A 23,149-nucleotide genomic window follows, 5' to 3' on the forward strand; every position below is an offset into this window, starting at 1 on the left:
TATGTATTTTCTTAGGAGGAAATAATTATGGCAGTAACAGGACAAGTAAAATGGTTTAACAACGAAAAAGGCTTCGGTTTCATCGAAGTTCCAGGCGGAAACGATGTATTCGTACACTTCTCTGCAATCGAAACTGAAGGTTTCAAATCTCTAGAAGAAGGCGAAAAAGTTAGCTTCGAAATCGAAGATGGCAACCGCGGACCTCAAGCTAAAAACGTTGTAAAACTATAATTTTATAGTACGTGATAAAAAAGGATGGCTTATGCCATCCTTTTTTTGTGCGCTTAGGGTTATTTTACTATGTTACAAATATTTCAAAAAGAAAAGATTGCATTTTTCTATAGCAATCCATCTTTTTAAGTTAAGAGAATAAGTGGATTTTATACGGATATTTGTATGAAGAAATATAATGAAATTTTAAAGTTTTATAAGAAAATGTAAAATATTTGAAAAAATGAACAATTTTGTTTTTTGTAGTGATACAATTATCCATGCAGCTGCTGTTATGAATTGTAAGAAAAATAATGAAGGAGCGAGTGTAGGATGGGTGAACAAGCAGAACGCTATGTTGAAAATTATGTTGTAAACAAGAAAACTATGGCCTTACTTCCAGTTATTTTAGGTGAAAAACGTATTGTAACGCGAGTAGTTGAAGTAGAAGACAGTTTTTTCATGTTTCAAAAGCCTCTTGATATTGTGGAACGAAGTTGTCGCAAGCACGGATCTAGCTTCTTAGGTAGAAAAGACGGTACAAAAGAGTTGACACGTATTACACATAAAGCACCCATTGCAATTAGCCCGACAGATCAGCTTTACTTTTTTCCTACGTATTCTTATTCTAGAAAGGAATGTGCATGGTTGTCGCACTTTCATATTGCAAATAATAAAGAACTAGCAGATGGTAATCTAATCATTCGATTCATTAACGGTCTCGCAGTGAAATTAGAAATATCAAAGAACAGTTTTGAGAATCAGCAAAATCGAACCGCAAAACTACGAACAGAGTATGAGGATCGCAAAAATAAACAAGGAACACTTCAGTTTAAGCAGGTCGATAAGGAAGATGAATCAGCGCTAAAGCCTGCCTATGAAAAAGCGTATCTTGTGAAAGAAGAAGACATAAAGGAATAATAACTTATAAGTGGAAAGGGTGGGATAACCATCCTTTTTTTATTTCTCAATATGTAAAACCATGTCAAATATTGATAGATTATCATACAATAATAATAAAGGATTTTTACATAAAAATATGGAACATTAATAAATACATCTCCATATGTCGTATCTACCATTTCCTCTTTCTGACAAGCAATGATAAAGTATAGGGATAGGATATTATAAAGGGGCAAATTGTAGAATGGATTTTCAAACAATCAAAGAGTATTTTTCAGAAGAAAATATGGAGCAAATTGTAGCGAGTTATCGGGCATTTGGGCCGCTCCTTGGTATTGGTTTGCCGATGGTGGAGGCGATTATCCCAGCGCTGCCACTCATTTTGTTTGTGATGGCGAATGCAGTTGCTTTCGGGTTATGGCTTGGATTTTTGTATTCGTGGCTTGGGTCGGTTCTTGGTGCATTACTTGTATTTTCGGTTATTCGCCGTTTTGGACGAGGTCGGTTCTTCTCGTTTGTGAATAAACACCCGAAAGTGCGCAAAGCGATGGGATGGATTGAACGGAAAGGGTTCGCACCTATTTTTATCTTATTTTGTTTTCCTTTTACACCGTCTGCACTTATTAATGTTGTGGCTGGTTTATCACGTATTAGTAGACGACAATTTGTGTTAGCACTAGCGCTTGGAAAGTTAGTCATGATTTTTATTTTAAGTTATATTGGGCATGATTTAACTTCTTTTATTTATAAGCCGGTGAAAACAATTATTGTGATAGGTGTTATTTTTATTTTATGGTATGTCGGTAAGAAGATTGAAGTAAAGCTAGAACTACATTAAGACTAGTCTGCACTGTAAGTAAGGCTCCATTATAGAAAAGGGTGAGGGGAGAGGCAGATGAAGCGAGCTTTGAAAAAAGAAGGCCTAGAATGGATGAGGACAATCCTTATAGGCGTGCTATTAGCTGTTTTTTTTCGAACGTTTTTCTTCTCAACGTATGTTGTAGAGGGGAAGTCAATGATGCCGACACTTCAAGATGGAAATATGCTTGTGGTAAATAAGGTTAGCTATCAAGTTGGGGAGTTGAACCGATTTGATGTTGTCGTGTTTCATGCAAATAAGAAAGAGGATTACGTAAAGAGGATTATCGGTTTACCAGGTGATCATATTGAATATAAGCATGATAAGTTGTATATAAACGGCCAATTTGTGGATGAGCCTTATTTGGAGACCTATAAGAGGCAAGCGGAAGGCCGACAGTTGACAGGAGACTTTACGTTAGAAGAATTAACGAGAGAAAAGACTGTTCCAAAGGGGTCTATTTTTGTAATTGGTGATAATCGTCTCGGCAGCTGGGATAGCAGACACTTTGGCTTTGTGAAAGCAGATACTGTTGTTGGGAAAGTGGATTTACGTTATTGGCCAATTAATGAAGTGCAGACGAACTTTTCAAAGGGGAATCATAAATAAAATTTTATCGGCGATTCAACAAAAGATATCGACTATTCAGCAAATAACGACAAAAAACAGGAGCCTGCTAGCTCCTGTTTTTTTGTGTTATAATACAAGGATGATATCAAACTAACGTTCGTTATGTCAGTGAAAGGTGGGGATTACATGTCGCTTCGATTTGTGATTGGACGGGCTGGAAGTGGAAAAAGTACATTTTGTTTACACGAAGTACAAGAAGAATTGCGGCAGCGTCCAAGGGGCGAAACTATTTTATATCTTGTACCGGAACAAATGACGTTCCAAACACAGCAAGCATTGATAGGAAATGAAGAAGTTAGCGGCTCTATCAGGGCGCAAGTATTTAGTTTTTCAAGGTTAGCGTGGAAGGTCCTTCAAGAAGTTGGTGGCGCGAGTCGTCTTCATATTGATGAGGCGGGCGTGCATATGCTACTGCGCAAAATTGTAGAATCGCGTAAGGAAGGATTGTATGTGTTTCAAAAAGCAGCAGAACAAAATGGCTTTTTTGAACATTTAGGAAGCATGATTGCTGAGTTTAAACGCTACAATGTTACACCATCGAATGTATATGAGATGTGGCAACAATTAGATGCTCATTCAAATGGTGATGAGCAAAAATTATTAGCAAATAAAATGTACGATCTGCAGCTTCTATATGATGATTTTGAACGAGCTTTGATTGGTAAATATTTAGATTCAGAAGATTACCTGCAGTTGCTTGTAGAAAAGCTTCCAGAATCTGACTATGTAAAAGGTGCAGAAATTTATATAGATGGATTTCATTCCTTTTCACCTGGGGAATTAGAAATCATTAGAAAGCTCATGGTTTGCGGAGCAAGAATTACAGTTACGTTAACAGTAGACGAAAAAACGTTATCACAGCCAGTAAGCGAACTAGATTTGTATTATCAAACAGTCCTTACGTATGAAAAAGTGAAACAGTTAGCGCGTGAAGAGAAAGTCGTGATTGAAAATACGATTCCGATGAGAGAACAACCACGTTTTCATTCACCAGGACTCGCACATCTAGAAGCGGAGTTTGAATCTCGTCCTTCTAAGAAGTTTCAAAGTGAACCAGGTATTACACTATATACAGCGGCAAACTTGCGAGCGGAAGTTGAAGGTGTAGCTAGGGAGATTCGCAAACTTGTTGCCGAAGAAGATTATCGCTACAGAGATATTGCGGTTCTTCTTCGGAATGGAGAAAGCTATTATGATGTAATGAAAACGTTATTTACGGATTACGATATTCCGCACTTTATCGATGAGAAGCGTCCGATGTCGCATCATCCACTTATTGAATGCATTCGTTCTGCGCTAGAAGTCATTAGTGGAAATTGGCGTTATGATGCAGTATTCCGCTGCATAAAAACGGAACTATTATATCCGTTAGATGTAAGAAAAGAATCCATGCGCGAAGAAATGGATGAGTTTGAAAATTATTGTTTAGCATATGGTGTACAAGGAAAGAGATGGACGGCAGATGAACCGTGGACATATCGTCGTTATCGCTCGTTAGATGGGGCAGGCGGAACACAAACCGATAGTGAGCGTGAAATGGAAGAGAAAATCAACCGTCTCCGTGATGTAGTACGAACACCGATTATTCGTTTGCAGAAGCGTTTCAAACGTGCAAGTTCAGTCATGCAAATGTGTGAAGCAGTGTATTTATTTTTAGAAGAATTAGATGTTCCTAAAAAACTAGAAGATTTGCGTATGCGTGCTGAAGAAGAAGGGAATTTCCTGTTTGCAAGTGACCATGATCAAGTTTGGGAAGAGGTAATGAATCTTCTCGATACATTTGTAGAAATGCTAGGCGAGGAAAAGATGTCTCGTGCAATGTTTATCGATGTAATGACAACTGGACTTGAGGCACTTCAATTTGCAAATATCCCGCCTGCTTTAGATCAAGTGCTGATTGCAAATATTGATCGAACAAGGTTATCGAATGTTCGCGCTGCTTTTGTAATTGGTGCAAATGAAGGAATCATTCCAGCAGCCCCTTCAGATGAAGGGATGTTATCAGATGAAGAGAGAGAATCTCTCGCTACAGCTGGTGTAGAATTAGCACCAACAACAAGGCAGACTTTATTAGAAGAGCAATTTGTTATTTATCAAACAGTAACCCGTGCATCTGAGAAGTTATATATTTCTTGTCCGCTTGCGGATGAAGAAGGAAAGACGTTACTGTCATCTAGCTTTATTAAGAAAGTAAAAAGAATGTTCCCTTCTATCAAAGAAGTCTTCATAACGAATGATGTGAATGATTTATCTCGTCAGGATCAAATTTCGTATGTAGCAACGCCAGAAGTTACGTTGTCGTACGTAACGCAGCAACTTCAAAACTGGAAACGATACGGTTTTGAAGGGAATCTTGATTTTTGGTGGGATGTATATAACTTCTATGTGATTTCACCTGAGTGGAAGCAAAAAAGTAGTCGCGTGTTGTCTAGTTTATTCTATCGAAATCGTGCGCAGAAACTTAGTCCGGTTGTCAGTAGAGAGCTATACGGAGATACAATTAAAGGAAGCGTCTCTCGTATGGAACTATTTAATCGCTGCGCATATGCTCATTTTGCCCAGCACGGATTATCGCTAAGAGAACGTGATGTGTTCAAATTAGATGCACCAGATATCGGCGAATTATTCCATGCGGCATTAAAGAAAATTGCTGACAAGTTACTGAGGGAAAATCGCACGTGGGCTGATTTATCGATAAAAGAGTGTGAGCATCTTTCTGCAGTAGTAATCGAAGAAATTGCACCGCTTCTGCAAAGACAAATTTTATTAAGTTCGAATCGAAATCATTATTTAAAACAAAAACTGCAGCAAATCATTTTCCGTACGTCACTTATCCTGCGTGAGCATGCGAAGTCAAGTGGATTTGTGCCAGTTGATTTAGAGGTTCCATTCGGTATGGGCGGCACGGGTTCTCTTCCACCGATGGAATTTACACTCTCAAACGGTGTGAAAATGGAAGTGGTTGGCCGCATTGACCGCGTAGATAAAGCGGAAGATGAAAACGGTACGTTCCTTCGCATTATTGACTATAAATCGAGTACAAAAGCTTTAGATTTAACGGAAGTGTATTACGGTTTAGCACTTCAAATGTTAACGTATTTAGACGTTGTCATTTCAAATGCAAATACGTGGATGAAAAAAGGTCAGGCGGCACTGCCTGCTGGCGTTTTATATTTCCATATTCATAACCCAATTGTGGAGATGAAAGGCGATGCTTCAGAAGAAGAAATCGAAAAAGAAATCTTAAAGAAATTTAAAATGAAAGGTCTCGTGCTAGGAGATGCGGATGTTGTTCGTTTAATGGACAATAAGTTAAGTACGGGAAGCTCAGACATTATTTCTGCCGGTCTGAAGAAAGATGGTAGTTTTAGTGCGCGTTCTAGTATTGCAAGTGAACAAGAATTTACAACCTTACAGCGATATGTGCATCATACATTTGAAAATATTGGGAAAGACATTACAGAAGGTGTGATTGATATTGCGCCTTATAAAATGGGGAATAAAGCAGCTTGTACGTTCTGTAATTTCCGCTCTGTTTGTCAGTTTGATGAATCACTTGAAGATAACCAGTTCCGCACGTTAAAAGATATGAAAGATAGTGAAGCGATGGAGAAAATAAGAGAGGAGGTTGGCGAATGATAGAGAACTGGCCACAAAAGCCTGAAGGTAGTCAATGGACGGATGATCAATGGAAAGCAGTTGTCAGAGATGGCCGTGATATTTTAGTCGCGGCAGCAGCAGGATCGGGAAAGACAGCTGTACTTGTAGAAAGAATTATTCGCAAAATTATTAATGCCGAGAATCCAGTAGATGTAGATCGCTTGCTTGTTGTAACATTTACAAATGCAGCAGCGCAAGAGATGAAGAACAGAATTGGTGAAGCGTTAGAAAAAGTATTAATCGATGAGCCTGGGTCAGAGCATATTCGTAAGCAGCTTAGTTTATTAAATAAAGCGTCGATTTCAACGATTCACTCGTTCTGTTTACAAGTCATTCGAACGTATTATTATATGCTCGACGTTGATCCGCGTTTTCGCATTGCGAACCAGACAGAAAATGAATTATTAAAAGAAGAAGTATTAGATGACATACTAGAAGAGGAATATGGCACCGAGGGAAATGATATATTCTTTGAACTCGTTGATCGTTATACGAGTGACCGAAGTGATGATGATTTGCAGCGCATGATCCTAGCACTTCATACAGAATCGAGGGCGCATCCAGATCCAGAGAAATGGCTGGATAAGCTTGTTGAAGCATATGATGTGGAAGGAAAATCGATTGAAGACTTAACGTATGCGTCTTACTTACTAGAAGATGTGAAGTTTCAGCTGGAAACGGCTGAAAAGCATGTTCAAAAAGCAATTGAACTTGCGATGCTTCCAGACGGACCAGCACCGCGTGTTGAAACGTTGCAGGCAGATCTTGTTTTACTTGGAACACTATCTAGTGCAGCTCATCAGTCTTGGACAAGTGTATATGAAGCGATGCAAAATGTTTCGTGGCAAACGTTAAAGCGTATTAAGAAGAGTGACTATAATGAAGAGATTGTCAAACAAGTAGATTCACTTCGAAATAAAGCAAAAGATGAAGTGAAAAAACTACAAGAGGAGTTATTTAGCCGGAAACCAGAAAGCTTTTTACGTGATTTTAAGGAGATGCATCCTGTATTAGAAAAACTTGTACAAATTGTAAAAGTATTTACGGAGCGATTCCAAATAATCAAGCGTGATAAAGGAATGGTTGATTTCACCGATTTAGAGCATTTTTGCTTGCAAATTTTAAGTGAACGAACGGAAAATGGTGGACTGCGTCCATCGCCGGTTGCGCTTCAATATCGCAATAAATTTGCCGAAGTACTTGTCGATGAATATCAAGATACAAACTTTGTGCAGGAATCGATTATTAAGTTTGTAACGAAAGACTCTGAGCAAGAAGGTAATCTGTTTATGGTCGGTGACGTGAAGCAATCCATATATCGCTTCCGATTAGCAGAGCCGGGCTTGTTTTTAGGAAAGTACAAACGTTTTACGCCTGAAGGTATAGGCGGCGGTATGAAAATCGATTTAGCAAAAAACTTCCGTAGTCGTCATGAAGTGCTAGCGGGTACGAACTTTATTTTTAAACAAATTATGGGTGAAACTGTCGGGGAAATCGACTATGATGCAGATGCAGAACTAAAGTTAGGTGCAAGTTATCCAGGAGGGGAAGATGTAGCAGCCGAGCTGTTATGTATTCATCAGTCTGAGGGAGAAGAATCGGCAGAAGGAGAAGACGGTGTAGAAGTAGAAAAAGCACAGCTTGAAGCACGTTTAATGGCTCAGAGAATTAAGGCGATGGTGGATTCAGGTTATGAAGTATATGACCGGAAAAATAATTGCATGCGCCCAGTGCAATATCGTGATTTTGTCATTTTACTTCGTTCGATGCCGTGGGCTCCGCAAATTATGGAAGAGTTAAAGCTGCAAGGTATTCCTGTTTATGCTGAGCTTGCGACAGGTTATTTTGAAGCAACTGAAGTAACCGTTATGATGAATGTATTTCGCGTAATTGATAATCCGATGCAAGATATTCCGCTTGCGGCTGTACTTCGTTCCCCAATTGTTGGCTTAAACGATGAGGAACTTGCGATGCTCCGTGCTCATGAAAAGAAAGGCTCGTTTTATGAAGTGCTGCGTTCCTTCTTACAAGGAGCACCGCTTGAGGAAGAGGCAGAATTACATGGAAAACTACAATGGTTCTATAGCCTTCTGCAAGGATGGCGTGAATTTGCCCGTCAGCAATCTCTTTCTGATTTAATTTGGAAAGTATATCGTGAGACAGGTTATTATGACTTTGTTGGTGGTCTTCTGGCGGGAAAACAACGCCAAGCTAACTTACGTGTACTATACGACAGAGCAAGGCAGTATGAAGCAACATCTTTCCGCGGGTTATTCCGTTTCCTTCGTTTTATTGAGCGTATTTTAGAGCGCGGGGATGATATGGGAACAGCGAGAGCGCTTGGTGAACAAGAAGATGTTGTTCGGATTATGACGATTCATAAAAGTAAAGGGTTAGAGTTCCCCGTTGTATTTGTAGCGGGTCTTGGGCGTCGTTTTAATACACAAGATTTAATGAAGCGGTTCTTACTGCACAAAGATTTTGGTTTTGGATCGCAGTTTATTGATCCTCGTAAACGAATTAAATATACGACGTTATCACAGTTGGCTATTAAACGTAAAATGAAAATGGAACTGATTGCGGAAGAGATGCGTGTATTGTATGTTGCTTTAACGCGTGCGAAAGAAAAATTGATTTTGATTGGTACAGTGAAAGATAAAGAGAAAGAAATAGAAAAGTGGCTTGATGCAAGGGAGCATACAGATTGGTTACTGCCGGATTACGTTCGTGCGGGAGCATCTTGTTATTTAGATTGGATCACGCCGTCACTATATAGACATCGTGATAGCGAAATGCTCCTTGAACTTGGACAAGGAAATATACCAAGTGAAATTTATGAGTACGATGCGAGCTGGAAAGTGGAAGTAGTTGACGGTAACACTTTACTTGCACCTGAACCAGTGCAAGAAGAAAAACAAGAATTGTTAGAGGCACTTCGTGAGAAAAGAGCGGTTCCGTTAGAAAGTGAACGAAAAGAAGAAGTATATGCTCGCTTAACATGGGAATATGCGCATGAAGGTGCAACAGCACATCGGGCGAAGCAGTCTGTTACGGAGATAAAGCGGAATTATCAATCGGAAGATGGAAGTGATCATACCTTTATTAAAAAGCTTCGTACTCCTATCAAAACGCGTCCGCGTTTTATGGAGAAAAAGGGGTTAACTTACGCTGAACGTGGGACGGCTGTCCACGCCGTTATGCAGCATGTTAATTTACAAAAATCAATTACGCCAGAAGTAATTCAAGAACAAATTGCGGAAATGGTAAATAGAGAATTACTGACATTTGAGCAAGCAGAAGACATTCCGATTGATCGCATTGTAGCATTTTTTGATACAGATCTTGGTAAGCGTGTGCTAGCTGCGAAGAGCGTAGAACGTGAAGTACCATTTACGATGATGCTTTCAGCACAAGAAGCGTATCAAGATTGGCAAGGGCAGAGTAAAGAATCTGTACTTGTCCAAGGGGTTATTGATTGTATGATAGAAGAGGAAGATGGGATTGTATTAATTGACTTTAAAACAGATACAATTGAAGGACGTTTTCCAGGTGGATACGATCAGGCAAAACCTATTTTAGAAGATCGTTATAAAGTGCAAATTACGCTATATGCGAAAGCGCTAGAGAAAAGCTTGCATCATCCGGTAAAAGAAAAATATTTATACTTCTTTGACGGAGGTCACATACTGCGTGTAGAAGATAGTATGTAATGTAAAACGAATTTGGCTGCAAGCTGAATTTGTATAAATCTATTTTAGTTTTCGGTATATAAGCCGCTCACGTGAAGAAGAAAAGGTGACTTGCTCTTGTTTTTTTATTTGGCGCGGGGCAGGAAAAGGATCTGATCGCTTCTATTCATGGCTGGACCCTCTCTCTCACCTAGAAAGAAAAGCGTTTATATCGTTTTTTTAACTTGTGAAGAGTGTAAAAATAAGAAAATGAAACAAACGAAAAAAGTAGGGGGATTCCCCCTACTTTTTTTATGCTGTTCCCGCCTGATTTTGATCCGCAACATCTGAATCAAATGTATTGGTTGCACTGACACCGTTAAATGTATTGACTACAAAACCAACATTTGATGCTCCTGAACCGTTATACGCCTTTGTGTTTTCTTTTGGAGAGACATTATAGAAGTCACCTAAGTTAAAAGAGCCGTTACTATTTTGCACAACGAGGTTCCCAACTACAGAGGGCATGTGATTCACCTACCTAAGCACTTTTCTTTAACATTACTATATGATTTATTGGTTGAAAGGTTCATCTGTAATATACTGGCGGATTTGGTGAATGCGTGAATTATTAAATGCATAATCAACTGATCCAATTTGAAAGCAAGCGGAATTTAATATGGTACGAACTGTAACATCACCTACTTCAATAAAGGGACATTCATTTATAATATTCATTTTGACATCCGTGGAACGGGTAGGAATTGTGATTTCATCATCTGTAAAGATTTTAAAAGCTTCCAATTTTCCTTCATCCTTTAAATAGTAAGGAATTTCACGGTGTACAACAAGAGCTCGGAATATTAACTCCATTTGATTTGCATCGCCAATTTGAAACGTGCCAGACCCTCCCATAGAGATAATATTTGTCCGATGGACCACTGAAATGTGTTGAAGCATGGAGAGACCTCCTTAACTTGGCGTAGTAGGCACATCCGTTACAAGTGGTACAAATGGACCCTCAGTAACGGATTCGAAAGGTGTATCGAGAATAGAAGAGAGAATTAAAAGGTTCGCATCACCGATTAAAAAAAGGGCAGATGAAGAAACCCCGTTCATTTTGATCTGCCCAACCTTTATTTCACGATTCACAACGGTAAAATTCATACATGTTTACTCCTTTCGGAAGTTGCTAGGAATGTGTTGAATAAAGGAAAGGAATGCTTTATCGATATCTTGTTTCATAGCTTGAATAATTACCTCTTTCATATACTGAGGATTTGATGTAATGTCCTCATATGGCTGTACTTGTGATAAGTAATAAGGAAGGCGGTGTTCCATTTGTTTTTTTATATCGTCAATCATCATTTGTCGATACATATCATCAAGTGGTGTTCGCTCTTCATGTTCAAAATGAAGAATTCTGCTGTAGGCTTCTTCATCCAAATAGCGATGCATCTCTTGAATAATATCTTGATAAAAATCAGGGTTTGTTTGTGTTTCTGGATTTACTTTTAATGTTTCGGTATCTACTTGAAAATCTTCAATTTGTTGATCTGTCGTAGCGAATGGGTTTAAGCCGATATTTAATGTGCCATTTAAGTTCTCCACTTTTAGTTGATCAAATTTATATTCTACTTTTCCTATAGAAGAGGAGGGACGGCTTTTTAGTTCATCAAGCTCTTCTGTTAATGCTCGTACTTGCGCTTCTAATGCACAGATTGCTTCTTGCTGCTGTTGAAGAACTTGTTGAAGTTGTTGTAGGTAAATGTATATATCTTGATTCACTATGTGAAACCTCCTTTTCAATAGGGAGGGTGTGTATACTTGCTCTATATGTGTATGATAAAAGTGGCTTAAGAAGAACTCATCATCGGTTTAATAGAAATAATTTGTCCTTTGGCTGTTAAGGGACGAAGTGGCTCTGTAAATCCCCCGGTATTGGAAAGCTTAGATAATGCTTTAATGCTACCAGCAGTTCCAATTTGAAAAACGGAAGATGTTGTAATACTTTCAATTTTGATGTTGTTAATGATAATACTTTGCTGTACATAAAAGTTCACTCACGATTCGCCTCCCTTTAGTTTGATCCAATGATAGCTTGATCAATGACGTCTGTATCATTGACTGTCGTCGTATTTTGATAATTGTATACCGAAACGTTTTCACCTACATTAAAAGAACCAGCTCCTGCAAAAGCACGAGAGTAACTAATCGGTCTGATTGCAAATACATCTCCAATATGAAAAATCCCACTTGATCCAATATTAACGATATGAATATGTCCAACCATTGCTGGCATCGCAAACACCTTTCATAAATGAAATTTTTAATGCTGTCATCATGTATGTTCAATGTGAAAAATAAATATTCTTTTCTATTATTGTATGGGCATTTTTATTAAAATGTGTTTTTTTTTAATAAAAGACACACACTTCATTGTGTGTGTTCGTCTATCGTATAAGTTGGGGCGAAATCTTCTTGCAAAAGCCAAACAACATTTAAGAGCCTGTCCAGTTCTTGACTACAATTCACTGTTTTTTGAGAAGTTATTCCATAGCGCTCAGCAAAATACATCATTTTTTCACGTTTTTTTTCAATGGCTTGCTCAAACATAGAATCGGCTCCATCTCTTTATAAATTTTATGTATATATGTAGTACATATTATACAAAAATTCCATAAAAAAGAAATGCATTCGATAAAAAAAGTAAAAATTCTACATTTTATTCCAAAATAGTATTTTGGGTTGTAAAAAATAAAGAATTTTGTAAAAATTAAAATGGATTGGCAGGGTTTTTTTGAAGGAATGCGAATACAATTACAGTGTATGAGTTTTAGGATGGAGAGTGGAAATCGTGCGATTTGTGACGGTGAAGAAGGAAGAAAAAGTATTTGTTGGTATTGTGGATGAGCACGAAGAAAAGGTGCTGCATATGAGAGAAGCACAAAGGCAAAAAGGCGAAAAGATTACAGTTCCTATTACAATGTTAGAGTGTATCGAACAAGGAAGTACCTTTATTGAAAAGGCAACAGAAATTGTAAGCTGGGCAAAAGAGAATGAAACAACAGCATATTATTCCATGCAGGACATTAAAATATTAGCACCTATTCCAAGGCCGAGAAAGAATATTCTTTGCGTCGGAAAAAACTACCGTGATCATGCGATAGAGATGGGCGGAGAAGAAGCCGTTCCGAAAGATATCATGATTTTTACAAAGGCGCCAACGACGGTTATTGGAAACGGGGAGAAAATTCACAGTCATCCGCATGCAACGAATGAACTAGATTATGAAGGTGAGCTCGCAATTGTAATTGGAAAACGTGGAAAACAAATTACGAAAGAGAAGGCACTTGAATATGTTTTCGGCTATACAATTGTAAATGACGTAACGGCTCGAGATATTCAAAGAAAACATAAACAATTTTTCTTAGGAAAAAGTTTTGATACATTTTGTCCAATGGGGCCATATTTAGTTCATAAGTCGGGAATTGAAAATCCAAACGAATTAAACATTGAAACAAAAGTGAACGGGGAAGTTCGTCAAACTTCAAATACTGCAAATATGATGTTTTCGATAGAAGATATTATTTCGATCGTAAGTAAAGGGATGACGTTAGAGCCTGGGGACATCATTGCGACTGGAACACCAGCGGGAGTTGGAAAAGGATTTACTCCGCCAAAGTTTTTGCATGCTGGTGATGAAGTGATAATTACGGTACAACATATTGGAACACTTCAAAACGAAGTTAAATAGTAGTTTCTCCATTTGGCTCATCCCTATATTATTTGCATTTCATAATGCTGAGGAATATTATTTTTTTCCTGAAATAAAATATTTACAGCCGATTCGTATGGAAGAAAGTGCAGGACAAAAACAATATTTTTTCATTGCGTTATGTATATTGACAACTATTGTTTTTCTGCTTGTATGTATTCATACTATATTAAAAAAGAAATTCACACTTTATCTATTACTTGTTACGCAAGCAATGATTTTTATGAATGGGTGGTTTCATGTAGGCGTGGCGATTGTAACAGAAAGATACGTTCCAGGATTGGTAACAGCATTGGTATTGATTATCCCTTTTTCATTGCTTTGGTTTCGGGAAGGGATAAGAAGTGATTGGTGGAAGTTGAAACCTGTGATTGTCTCCTGTGTAGTAGGTGTATTGCTTCTACTTCCGGTTATTGCTGGTATATTACTTTTCTCAAGAATGATTGTTTCATAAAAAACAAGCTGCCTCGTAAAAGGCAGCTTGTTTTGATTAAGATAATACCGCTTTAATTTTTTGGAATGCCCACTCTAAATCTTCTTCAGAGATTACAAGAGGTGGTGCAATGCGGATTACATTTTCATGTGTTTCCTTACATAATAACCCTGATTCTTTTAATTTTTCGCAGTATGGACGAGCAGGCTCGTTCAATTCGATGCCGATAAATAATCCTCTGCCGCGGATTTCTGTAATCATTGGGTTGTCAATTTCTTTTAATTGTCCTACTAATTTTTCCCCTAATTGAAGAGAACGCTCTGTTAATTTCTCATCTAGTAATACATCAAGAGCTGCGATAGAAACAGCACATGCAAGTGGATTACCACCGAATGTAGAACCGTGAGAACCTGGCTCGAATACGCCTAAAATGTCGCGGTTTGCAGCAACGCAAGAAATCGGGAATACACCGCCCCCAAGTGCTTTACCAAGTATGTACATGTCCGGAATTACGTTATCCCAATCACATGCAAATAATTTACCAGTACGGCCTAAACCAGTTTGGATTTCATCAGCTACAAATAATACATTCTCTTCTTTACAAATATCATATGCTTGTTTTAAGAATCCAGCTGGTGGAATGTTAATGCCAGCTTCACCTTGAATTGGTTCTAAAATAAATGCAGCTGTATTTGGTGTAATTGCAGCTTTTAACGCTTCTAAATCACCGTAAGGAATGACAACAATGCCAGGAAGCATTGGGCCAAAGCCGCGCTTGTATTCTTCATTAGATGACATAGAAACAGCGCCCATTGTACGACCGTGGAAGTTATCTTCACAAACGATAATTTCAGCTCTGTTTGCTTCAACTTTTTTCACATCATATGCCCAGCGGCGTGCTGTTTTGATTGCGGTTTCAACAGCTTCCGCACCTGTATTCATTGGAAGTACCATATCTTTATGTGTTAATTTCGCTACTTTTTCGTACCAAGGACCTAATTGATCACTATGGAAAGCACGAGAAGTTAACGTAACACGATTAGCTTGTTCGATTAACGCATTAATAATTTTCGGATGGCGATGTCCTTGGTTTACCGCAGAGTATGCACTAAGTAAGTCCATATAGCGATTTCCTTCAGGATCTTCTACCCAAACACCTTCCGCTTGAGAAATAACGATTGGAAGCGGATGATAGTTATTTGCACCGTATGTGTCTGTTAGTTCGATAATATCTTTTGTTTGAATCATGATTGTTCCCCCTTTTGTTATTACAAGAAGTTTGTAAATACTCTAAATATTATATCATTTAAATTGGAAAAAGCGAAACATTTCCTGAAAAGAAATGGTCGTGGTATCATATAGTGTGAGAAAGTGTGAAAAAGAGGAGGTAGGGATACATGACACACATGCATATTACAGCGTGGGCATTAGGGCTCATTTTATTCTTTGTGGCGTATTCAATGTATACGGCAGGGAGAAAAGGTAAAGGCGTACATATGGGGCTTCGTCTTATGTATATCATCATTATTGTAACTGGTTTCTTACTATATCAAGGCATTATGAAAACAGCGACAGGGAATGTACATATGTGGTATGGCTTAAAAATGTTAGTTGGTGTTTGGGTGATTGCTGCGATGGAAATGATTCTTGTGAAAACGAGTAAGAAGAAACCAGCAGGGGCGTTTTGGGCTCAATTTATTATTGCGCTTGTAGTTGTATTATATCTTGGATTACGATTACCGATAGGTTTTGATCTATTTTAGTAAAGGAAAACCACCTTATTTTACTCGTGATGAGAGAAATAGGGTGGTTTTTTTCATTTCATTGAATATGTAATTCCTCGCCATTCGTTTTTATAAACTTAAATATATTTTTATTACAAGTAGAAAAACGAACGTAATGATGTTGCAGCGAGCAAATCATTTCCTCGTTATCAAATAATAGGAGGTTTACACCTTCACAAGGCTGATCTTTCGGTTGAAACGATAAGAAATTATGGCAATAAATACAGTCATATAGAGAATAATTGAATGACTGCAATGTTTCTGCAAATAATGAAAATGTAGAATCAGATAGTTCTTCTAACCATTCATGATAACTAAGCAGTAATTTTTTGCGAATTCGTATCAATTCTCCATTTTGCAGTGGATGATGTTCATCTGCGATTTTTAATATATTTTGTTCGTAGAATCTTGCTGGCAGCCAATTGTTGTTATATAAAACTTCAAACCCATCTTCAATAATATCATCAAGCAAAAATGCTTCATCATTTTCATCATCAAAGAATATCCACTCATTGTTTATATATTCCACATTCCCAATTGTATGAGCACGTGGCTGATTATACAAAATATGTTTGCGTTGTTTCATTCGTGATTTCTCCTTTTATCAAAGTACTTATTCTTGTTATGGACAGTTCAGTCGTTCTTTATAACTATGGAACCCATAAAGAAAGTTGGGCATAGAATAAGAACATGCTTCATACAGTGAATTTTTTATTCAGGCAGAGAAATTTCGTCTGAATCTTTAGCCCTCACCAATTAGGCATTTACGTGTAGTTGTTTCATCTCGGCCTTTTTGGTTCTATTTGGGTTTTGAACGGAGTAAAGTTATACGGATATAGGATAGGAAGGATGATTTATATGTGCGGGATTACAGGTTGGATTGATTATAAGCGGTCGTTAGAAGGTGAAAGAGAGACGGTTACGAAGATGGCAGAAACACTTGCGAAGAGGGGACCAGATGATACGAATGTCTGGGTAAAAAGGCATGTTGCTTTCGGGCATAAACGGTTAATTGTAGTTGACCCTGAGGGCGGAAAACAGCCGATGACATGTAGGTGTATGAAAGAAGAAGAGAATTACACAATTTGCTATAATGGGGAGCTTTACAATACAGAAGATATTCGTAAAGAATTGCTGAGAAGAGGTTATACGTTTAAAGGGCATTCTGATACAGAAGTGTTATTAGCATCTTATATAGAGTGGAAAGAAGAATGTGTCGATCATTTAAATGGGATATATGCATTTGCAGTTTGGGATGAGAAAAAAGAACAAGTGTTTATTGCACGGGATCGATTAGGTGTCAAACCATTATTTTACAAATATGATAATGGGAGATTATTGTTTGCCTCAGAATTAAAAGCTATTTTAGCTCATCCGGATGTCAAGACAGAAGTTACGACAGAAGGACTATCAGAAGTATTTGGATTAGGACCGTCTCGAACGCCTGGGCATGGTATTTATGGGGGAATGCAAGAACTTCGTCCGGGGCACGCTCTTACATTTTCAAAAGATGGATTATGTATATGGAGATATTGGAATGTTGAAAGTAAAAAACATGAACATTCATTTGAAGAAACAGTAGAACAAGTGCAGTTTCTACTCAAGGATGCGATTACAAGACAATTGGTTTCAGATGTGCCCTTATGTACATTTTTGTCAGGCGGGGTAGATTCAAGTGCCATTACTGCATTTGCAGCAATGGCATATGAAAGAGAAGGGAAAGGAAAATTGCATACGTATTCGATTGATTACGAAGATAATGAAAAATATTTTAAAGCGAATGCGTTTCAGCCAAATTCCGATGCACCGTTTATTGATTTGATGACAGAAACATTCGGTACGATTCATCACCGCTGTGTGATTTCCAATGAACAGTTAGCAGCGTATTTAACAGAAGCGGTACTCGTGCGTGATTTACCTGGTATGGCAGATATCGATTCTTCATTATTATGGTTTTGCCGAGAAATTAAACAGGATTTTGTCGTTGGTTTGTCGGGTGAATGTGCCGATGAAATCTTTGGCGGTTATCCGTGGTTTTACAGGGAAGATGATTTACAATCAAGCGCATTTCCATGGATGCGTTCTACAGAGGCGCGCGAGCAACTTCTGAAGAAAGAATGGCGTAATAAATTAAACTTAAGGGAATATGTACAGCAGCGCTACGAAGAATCGATACAAGAAGTACCGGTTTTAGAAGGAGAAAGTGCAATTGAAGCAAAAAGGCGGCAACTGTTTTATTTAAATATGGTTTGGTTTATGACAACATTATTAGATAGAAAAGATCGAATGAGTATGGGGGCGAGTCTAGAAGTCCGTGTTCCATTTGCAGATCATCGCCTTGTCGAATATGCGTGGAATATTCCTTGGGAAATGAAAATGTATAAAAACCGCGAAAAAGGTCTGTTGCGTAAAGCATTAGAAGGAGTATTACCAAACGATATATTATATAGAAAGAAAAGCCCGTATCCGAAAACACATAATCCGCATTACACAAAAGCGGTCACTGTGTGGTTGGAGGATTTACTAACAGATAAAAATTCTATTTTGCATGAGTTGTTTGATAAACAGCAATTACAAGGATTGATCCAATCAGGAGGAAGTGCATTTCAAACGCCATGGTTTGGTCAGTTGATGACAGGACCGCAGCTATTGGCGCACTTAGCTCAAATTCACGTTTGGTTTAAGGAGTATGGAGTGAATATTAAGGAATAGGGAAAAGCGGCTTACAATTATTGTGAGCCGCTTTTTGCGATTATACAGAGTTCTATCTTTGTTGCTATTAGTCGGTTGGTCGATATCTTTAAAAAACGCTGGTAAAATTTCATTCACCAATTTACACTAACAATCTAGAAAATCGGTTTACAGAGACTGTAAGCCGATTTTGCTATTTCACTTGAATATAAACATATTTATTATATTTTCCATCTTCCGTCGTTGCAGTTAAAACAACGCGCCCGGGTTTCAATGCTTTTACATAAGTTGCACCATTTTGGTTTTCAAGTGCAGCGATGCTAGGGTCACTGCTTTTCCATGTTATGTTTCTATTTGATGCATTTTCAGGAAGAACGGAAGCAGATACAACTTTGGAATCTCCTTGTTTAAGCTGGAAAGATCGTTCGGCTACTGTGATTCCTGTAACAGGCACATGATTTGGTTCAACAGTAACTTTACATGTTGCTACATATTCACCAGTAGCAGTTGTTACAGTGATTGTTGCCATACCAGCTTTTTCAGCAGTGATAATTGCCTTGTCATCCGTTGCTTTTATTGTTGCGATAGTTGGATCATCACTTTTCCAAGTCAATTTTTTATTTGTAACATTAGGATTAATCTTTGCAGTGATTTCAAACGATTCTCCTTCTTTTAAGGTATGTTCCGACTCACTAAGTTTAATGCTAGTTGAGAATGTTTCTAATACATTTTCAGGCACTGTTGCATCCCAAGTTGCTGGTTTGTTTGAGCGTAGTGCTTGCGCGACGATCGCTGCTGTATCCATATTTGTCATTGGGGCAGTAATGGTTGTTTTTGCTGGAATTCCAGGACCATTTGCAGCCCAGAAAATCGTTTTTTCTTCAGGAGATTCTCCGCCGTGACCGTAGCCTTTCCCGCCGTGATCTGTTGTCATAATAATAAGGCTGTCTTCTAGTAAACCAGCGTCACGAATTGCATCTAATACAACCCCTACATTTTTATCTGTTTTTTCAATTTGTTTCACATATGCCGGGCTACCGTAGCCTTGAGAATGACCAGCGCCATCAATATCGTCAAAATGAATGAATGTGACTTCCGTATCTTTTCCGTCCGTTTTAATATAATTTGCGATTTTTGGTGCTAACTGATCATCTCGAACAGACTCTAAGTGAGCACCTACAGATTGTTCGATAATCCCTATATTAATTGGATTCCATGCAGAGAATGAAGCTGTTTTTGCATATGGTCGTTCTTGTTTTAGTACTTTCATAAATGATGGATAAGGTGAGTTTTCAGGATATGCTTGGGATCCTGCGGTTGTATTATTGATATTTGTTTTATCAGGTGTTACCCCATGTAAGATTCCGCCCCAGTTTTGAGCACTAATTGTTGGAGAAAGAGCTTTCGCATTGTAAGTACTTACGCCGCTCTCAATAAAATTTTTAATGTTAGGAGCATTTGCATCTTTGACAGCAATACCAGCTCCGTCTAATCCGATAATAAAGATATGTTTGTACGGATAATTTGTAGATTGTTTTAGTCGTTCCTCAAGAGGAAGTGTATCTTTTTCATCAATTTTTCCGTCTCCATTTACATCAGCGTGCTTAATTTTATTCCAGTTTTGACTATTTTCATCAGATCCAATGTATTGTTTTACAAAGTTTACATCACTTTGTTCGAGCAAACCATCCCGTGTTACATCTAAAGAATTTGTAACAGTTAGTTCTGCATTCGCGACTTTTTTTCCGTCTTCAGAAATAGCTTGAATAGTTGTTTTTCCTATGCTTTTTCCAATTACTTTTACTTTTCCATCTATCGTTTCAACGTTTGCGATGTCTTTATTACTACTTGTCCAAGTTACATTTTTATTTGTTGCATCTGACGGTTTGATATCGGCTTTTACATATGTGTAACCATCAACGTTTAAATGAACAGTTGGTTGGTCAATTGAAATATCAGTAACAGAGATAGGAGGAGCAGACTGATACATCTTTTGCACATCTTCAGCTGTTACGGCTTTTTTTAGAATCGATACTTCATCTAATGCCGCATTGAAGTTGTTTCCGAATAAGTTTCCTTTGCCATCGACACCGATTTTTGTTGTGTAATTCGTATCGATTGTACCTTTCATTTTACTAATATCAATTTGTTTTTCTAACTTGCCATCTTTATAAATTGCAGCATATCCATTACGGTCATGAGAAATTACAATATGATGCCAAGCATTATCAGCAACATTTGGGATAGAAGCATCAAGACGAGAGCTACCAGATGTTTTGAAATTCCAAAGGAGGGATTTATCCTTTAAGCCGATAAACCAGCCTAAATTCCCGCCGCTTTGCCAATCTTTATTTGAAATAATAGCCGGGTCAGCGTTCACACCTGATGATCTCACCCAAAAGGCTACTGTGAAGTTTGTGTTTTCTCCAAATTTTAATTGCGGTGTATCTCCTAAATCGATATAAGAAGCATTTTTCTGTGATGTTGATTTGAAGTTGAGAGCTTTATTTACGCGTCCATCTGTAAAAGAAGGGCTTCCATTTTTATATGAAACACTATGATTGGAAGCGGAACTATCATTGAGATTTTCTTCAAATGATAGCTTCATAATTTCCTCAGAAAGTTGTTCTTGCTGCGCTTGTATTGCTTCATTAGGTGCTTCTGCTAAAACGTTAAATGGAATTGTAGTGGATAGGATTGTACTCATTGTAAGGGTAGAAATCAGTACTGCTTTTTTAATAAAAGGCTGTTTCATTATAATTCCTCCTCATATGCTTGTTAGAATTCAACGGTTATCCCGCATTGACGGACAGTAAGACTGCCACCTCAAAGTTCGGCAAAAGAAAGAAGTTAGGCAGGAGATCAACTGTCCGTAAAAGCCCGATTGGTGAAGGCTAATAATCAGTGGGGATGAAGAGACTCTACACTGATTAAAGTTCCACTTTATCCGTTTGCTTTTCTAAGTTACATAGTAAAGCGCAAATTTTGAGGAATCATAACTGCAATATTGAGAATTTTTTAAGGTGATGTGAAGTTCCACAGTTATTGGGGATCATATACATCTATCAATTCACGACTTATTTTCATTCGAAAAATTTGTGGCAGGGTAGATTTAGAGAATGTTGACCCTCCATCTATTTTTTATCACTCAAAATATAGCGTCTGTAAAGGTTTATTAAAACAAAAGTGTAACGAAAAGGTGATTTTAATTACTGTTAAACGATTTTTGTTTCGGATAGATAAAAAATATTTCATTTTCGTTACAAAAATGTATTGATTATATTAAAACATCGTAATATAATTCTGCTTGTGGAAATAAAAACTAAAATTATTCATTATTTGGGGGATATGGAAAATGAAGAAAACTATTTTGCCAGTTTTAATGTCTGCAATGTTTGTAGTTCCTGCAGTATCTCATGCTGAAAATCAAGAAGCTGTAAAACAACTTGCTCTAAAAGCAGAACAGGCAATGCAGAAAACAGGTTGGGTAAAAGAGGGGAATACATGGTATTTCTATGATCAAAATGGTGTGAAGAAAACAGGTTGGTTAAGTGATGGGGGAAAATGGTACTACTTTGATGGAAACGGAAAAATGAAAACTGGTTATATTGTAGATCAATATGAAGGTTACTTACTAGGAGCAGACGGTGCGATGTATGCCAATAACGGTTGGGTTCAGTATGGTGGAAAGTGGTATTATGTACATCAAGGCGGAAAGCTACACCACGGATTACTTGAATATAATGGGAAAACTTATTTTTTAAATCCAGATAATGGGGAAATGTTTACGAAAGCTTGGATTGGAGAATATCGTACAGGTAACTATTTTCTCGAAGATGGATCCATGGCAATAGGTTGGACTTTAATTGATAATAAGTGGTACTACTTTAATGATAAGGGGCTTAGTTATAATGGTTGGCTAAGCTATAAAGGAAGCTGGTACTACTTTATTGGTGGTAAGATGCAAACAGGTTGGATTGAAGATAATGGGAATTGGTACTATATGAACGCAGACGGAACGATGAAAACAGGGTGGTTAAAAGATAAGGGTACGTGGTACTACTTAAATGCAAATGGCACAATGAAAAGCACAGCAAATGGGTGGAACGAAGGTTGGTTAGATGAAGGAGGAAAGCGTTACATCTTTGATGATAGTGGCGCTATGCGGACAGGGAAATTAGCTGAAGGCGGTACTATTTGGCACTTTAATTCAGATGGTTCAATGGTAACAGGATGGAAACAACTAGACGGTGAATGGTATTACTTTGATGATGAAACTGGTGCAAATAAGCAAGGATGGTTTAGTTATAATGGAAAGTGGTATTACTTTTTTGATGTGATGCAAACAGGATGGATAGAAGATAATGACACATGGTATTACATGAATACAGATGGAACGATGAAAACAGGATGGCTACAAGAAAATGGCGCATGGTATTATTTACAGTCTAACGGTGCAATGGCAACAGGGAAACATTTCATTGATGGAAAATGGTATTCATTCAAAGATAATGGCGCTATGATGTAACGAAA

The 23,149-nt window shown here is 37.8% G+C and carries 21 protein-coding genes; 11 read left to right on the forward strand and 10 right to left on the reverse strand.

The window, feature by feature from the left end; translation table 11 throughout:
* Positions 1-27: 27 nt before the first annotated feature.
* From cspD to addA, 6 genes are all read left to right on the forward strand, one after another.
* The gene (gene cspD, locus AC1M36_RS11925; protein ID WP_336450936.1) at positions 28-231 is read left to right on the forward strand and encodes a cold-shock protein CspD; all 204 of its coding nucleotides are present in this window, start codon (positions 28-30) and stop codon (positions 229-231) included.
* Positions 232-543: 312 nt separating this feature from the next.
* The gene (locus AC1M36_RS11930) at positions 544-1,131 is read left to right on the forward strand and encodes a competence protein ComK (protein ID WP_336450937.1); all 588 of its coding nucleotides are present in this window, start codon (positions 544-546) and stop codon (positions 1,129-1,131) included.
* Positions 1,132-1,357: 226 nt separating this feature from the next.
* Complete coding sequence (locus AC1M36_RS11935) at positions 1,358-1,951, forward strand: TVP38/TMEM64 family protein (RefSeq protein WP_336450938.1); 594 nt, start codon at positions 1,358-1,360, stop codon at positions 1,949-1,951.
* Positions 1,952-2,008: 57 nt separating this feature from the next.
* On the forward strand, positions 2,009-2,581 hold the full coding sequence (gene lepB, locus AC1M36_RS11940; RefSeq protein ID WP_241817557.1) for a signal peptidase I: 573 nt from the start codon (positions 2,009-2,011) through the stop codon (positions 2,579-2,581).
* Positions 2,582-2,728: 147 nt separating this feature from the next.
* Positions 2,729-6,241: a helicase-exonuclease AddAB subunit AddB gene (gene addB, locus AC1M36_RS11945; protein WP_431613093.1), complete on the forward strand. Its 3,513-nt coding sequence runs from the start codon at positions 2,729-2,731 to the stop codon at positions 6,239-6,241.
* A complete protein-coding gene (gene addA / locus AC1M36_RS11950; RefSeq protein ID WP_479845908.1) occupies positions 6,238-9,972 on the forward strand; it encodes a helicase-exonuclease AddAB subunit AddA in 3,735 nt (1,244 codons plus the stop codon). Before addB ends, addA begins: the two co-directional genes overlap by 4 nt.
* 270 nt (positions 9,973-10,242) lie before the next feature.
* Here addA and gerPF read toward each other — a convergent pair whose 3' ends face one another.
* The 7 genes from gerPF to AC1M36_RS11985 form a co-directional block, all read right to left on the reverse strand.
* Entirely contained in the window at positions 10,243-10,458 is a 216-nt protein-coding gene (gene gerPF / locus AC1M36_RS11955) for a spore germination protein GerPF (protein WP_336450941.1), read from the reverse strand.
* A 45-nt stretch (positions 10,459-10,503) separates the two neighbouring features.
* The gene (locus AC1M36_RS11960; RefSeq protein ID WP_336450942.1) at positions 10,504-10,890 is read right to left on the reverse strand and encodes a spore germination protein GerPE; all 387 of its coding nucleotides are present in this window, start codon (positions 10,888-10,890) and stop codon (positions 10,504-10,506) included.
* 12 nt (positions 10,891-10,902) lie between these two features.
* Complete coding sequence (locus tag AC1M36_RS11965; protein WP_336450943.1) at positions 10,903-11,097, reverse strand: spore gernimation protein GerPD; 195 nt, start codon at positions 11,095-11,097, stop codon at positions 10,903-10,905.
* A gap of 6 nt (positions 11,098-11,103) precedes the next feature.
* Entirely contained in the window at positions 11,104-11,718 is a 615-nt protein-coding gene (gene gerPC, locus AC1M36_RS11970; RefSeq protein WP_336450944.1) for a spore germination protein GerPC, read from the reverse strand.
* 68 nt (positions 11,719-11,786) lie between these two features.
* Positions 11,787-11,993, reverse strand: coding sequence for a spore germination protein GerPB (locus AC1M36_RS11975; RefSeq protein WP_336450945.1), 207 nt, complete (start codon positions 11,991-11,993; stop codon positions 11,787-11,789).
* A 17-nt stretch (positions 11,994-12,010) separates the two neighbouring features.
* A complete protein-coding gene (locus AC1M36_RS11980; RefSeq protein ID WP_336450946.1) occupies positions 12,011-12,232 on the reverse strand; it encodes a spore germination protein in 222 nt (73 codons plus the stop codon).
* Between the two features lie 134 nt (positions 12,233-12,366).
* On the reverse strand, positions 12,367-12,546 hold the full coding sequence (locus AC1M36_RS11985; RefSeq protein WP_336450947.1) for an aspartyl-phosphate phosphatase Spo0E family protein: 180 nt from the start codon (positions 12,544-12,546) through the stop codon (positions 12,367-12,369).
* Positions 12,547-12,787: 241 nt separating this feature from the next.
* Between AC1M36_RS11985 and AC1M36_RS11990 the strand changes: the two genes are divergently transcribed.
* Both AC1M36_RS11990 and AC1M36_RS11995 read left to right on the forward strand, forming a co-directional pair.
* Complete coding sequence (locus tag AC1M36_RS11990) at positions 12,788-13,687, forward strand: fumarylacetoacetate hydrolase family protein (protein WP_431613095.1); 900 nt, start codon at positions 12,788-12,790, stop codon at positions 13,685-13,687.
* On the forward strand, positions 13,659-14,162 hold the full coding sequence (locus AC1M36_RS11995; protein ID WP_336450949.1) for an HXXEE domain-containing protein: 504 nt from the start codon (positions 13,659-13,661) through the stop codon (positions 14,160-14,162). The genes AC1M36_RS11990 and AC1M36_RS11995 overlap by 29 nt, the downstream gene beginning before the upstream one ends.
* A 36-nt stretch (positions 14,163-14,198) precedes the next feature.
* Here the strand turns inward: AC1M36_RS11995 and rocD are convergent, their stop codons facing one another.
* The gene (rocD, locus tag AC1M36_RS12000; RefSeq protein WP_336450950.1) at positions 14,199-15,389 is read right to left on the reverse strand and encodes an ornithine aminotransferase; all 1,191 of its coding nucleotides are present in this window, start codon (positions 15,387-15,389) and stop codon (positions 14,199-14,201) included.
* A gap of 149 nt (positions 15,390-15,538) precedes the next feature.
* Between rocD and AC1M36_RS12005 the strand changes: the two genes are divergently transcribed.
* Positions 15,539-15,904 carry a YisL family protein gene (locus tag AC1M36_RS12005; RefSeq protein WP_336450951.1) on the forward strand — a complete coding sequence of 122 codons (366 nt, stop codon included), beginning with the start codon at positions 15,539-15,541 and terminating at the stop codon, positions 15,902-15,904.
* 58 nt (positions 15,905-15,962) lie between these two features.
* Here AC1M36_RS12005 and AC1M36_RS12010 read toward each other — a convergent pair whose 3' ends face one another.
* On the reverse strand, positions 15,963-16,511 hold the full coding sequence (locus tag AC1M36_RS12010) for a DUF2777 domain-containing protein (protein ID WP_336450952.1): 549 nt from the start codon (positions 16,509-16,511) through the stop codon (positions 15,963-15,965).
* A gap of 272 nt (positions 16,512-16,783) precedes the next feature.
* Here AC1M36_RS12010 and asnB point away from each other — a divergent pair, with 272 nt between their 5' ends.
* Positions 16,784-18,637 carry an asparagine synthase (glutamine-hydrolyzing) gene (gene asnB, locus AC1M36_RS12015; RefSeq protein WP_336450953.1) on the forward strand — a complete coding sequence of 618 codons (1,854 nt, stop codon included), beginning with the start codon at positions 16,784-16,786 and terminating at the stop codon, positions 18,635-18,637.
* 172 nt (positions 18,638-18,809) lie between these two features.
* Here the strand turns inward: asnB and AC1M36_RS12020 are convergent, their stop codons facing one another.
* Positions 18,810-21,371 carry an Ig-like domain-containing protein gene (locus AC1M36_RS12020; RefSeq protein ID WP_479845909.1) on the reverse strand — a complete coding sequence of 854 codons (2,562 nt, stop codon included), beginning with the start codon at positions 21,369-21,371 and terminating at the stop codon, positions 18,810-18,812.
* 600 nt (positions 21,372-21,971) lie between these two features.
* Between AC1M36_RS12020 and AC1M36_RS12025 the strand changes: the two genes are divergently transcribed.
* Positions 21,972-23,144, forward strand: a complete 1,173-nt coding sequence (locus AC1M36_RS12025; protein WP_479845910.1) for a glucan-binding protein — start codon at positions 21,972-21,974, stop codon at positions 23,142-23,144.
* Positions 23,145-23,149 lie beyond the last annotated feature (5 nt).

Source organism: Bacillus sp. Medicinal_06 (genome assembly GCF_056711665.1).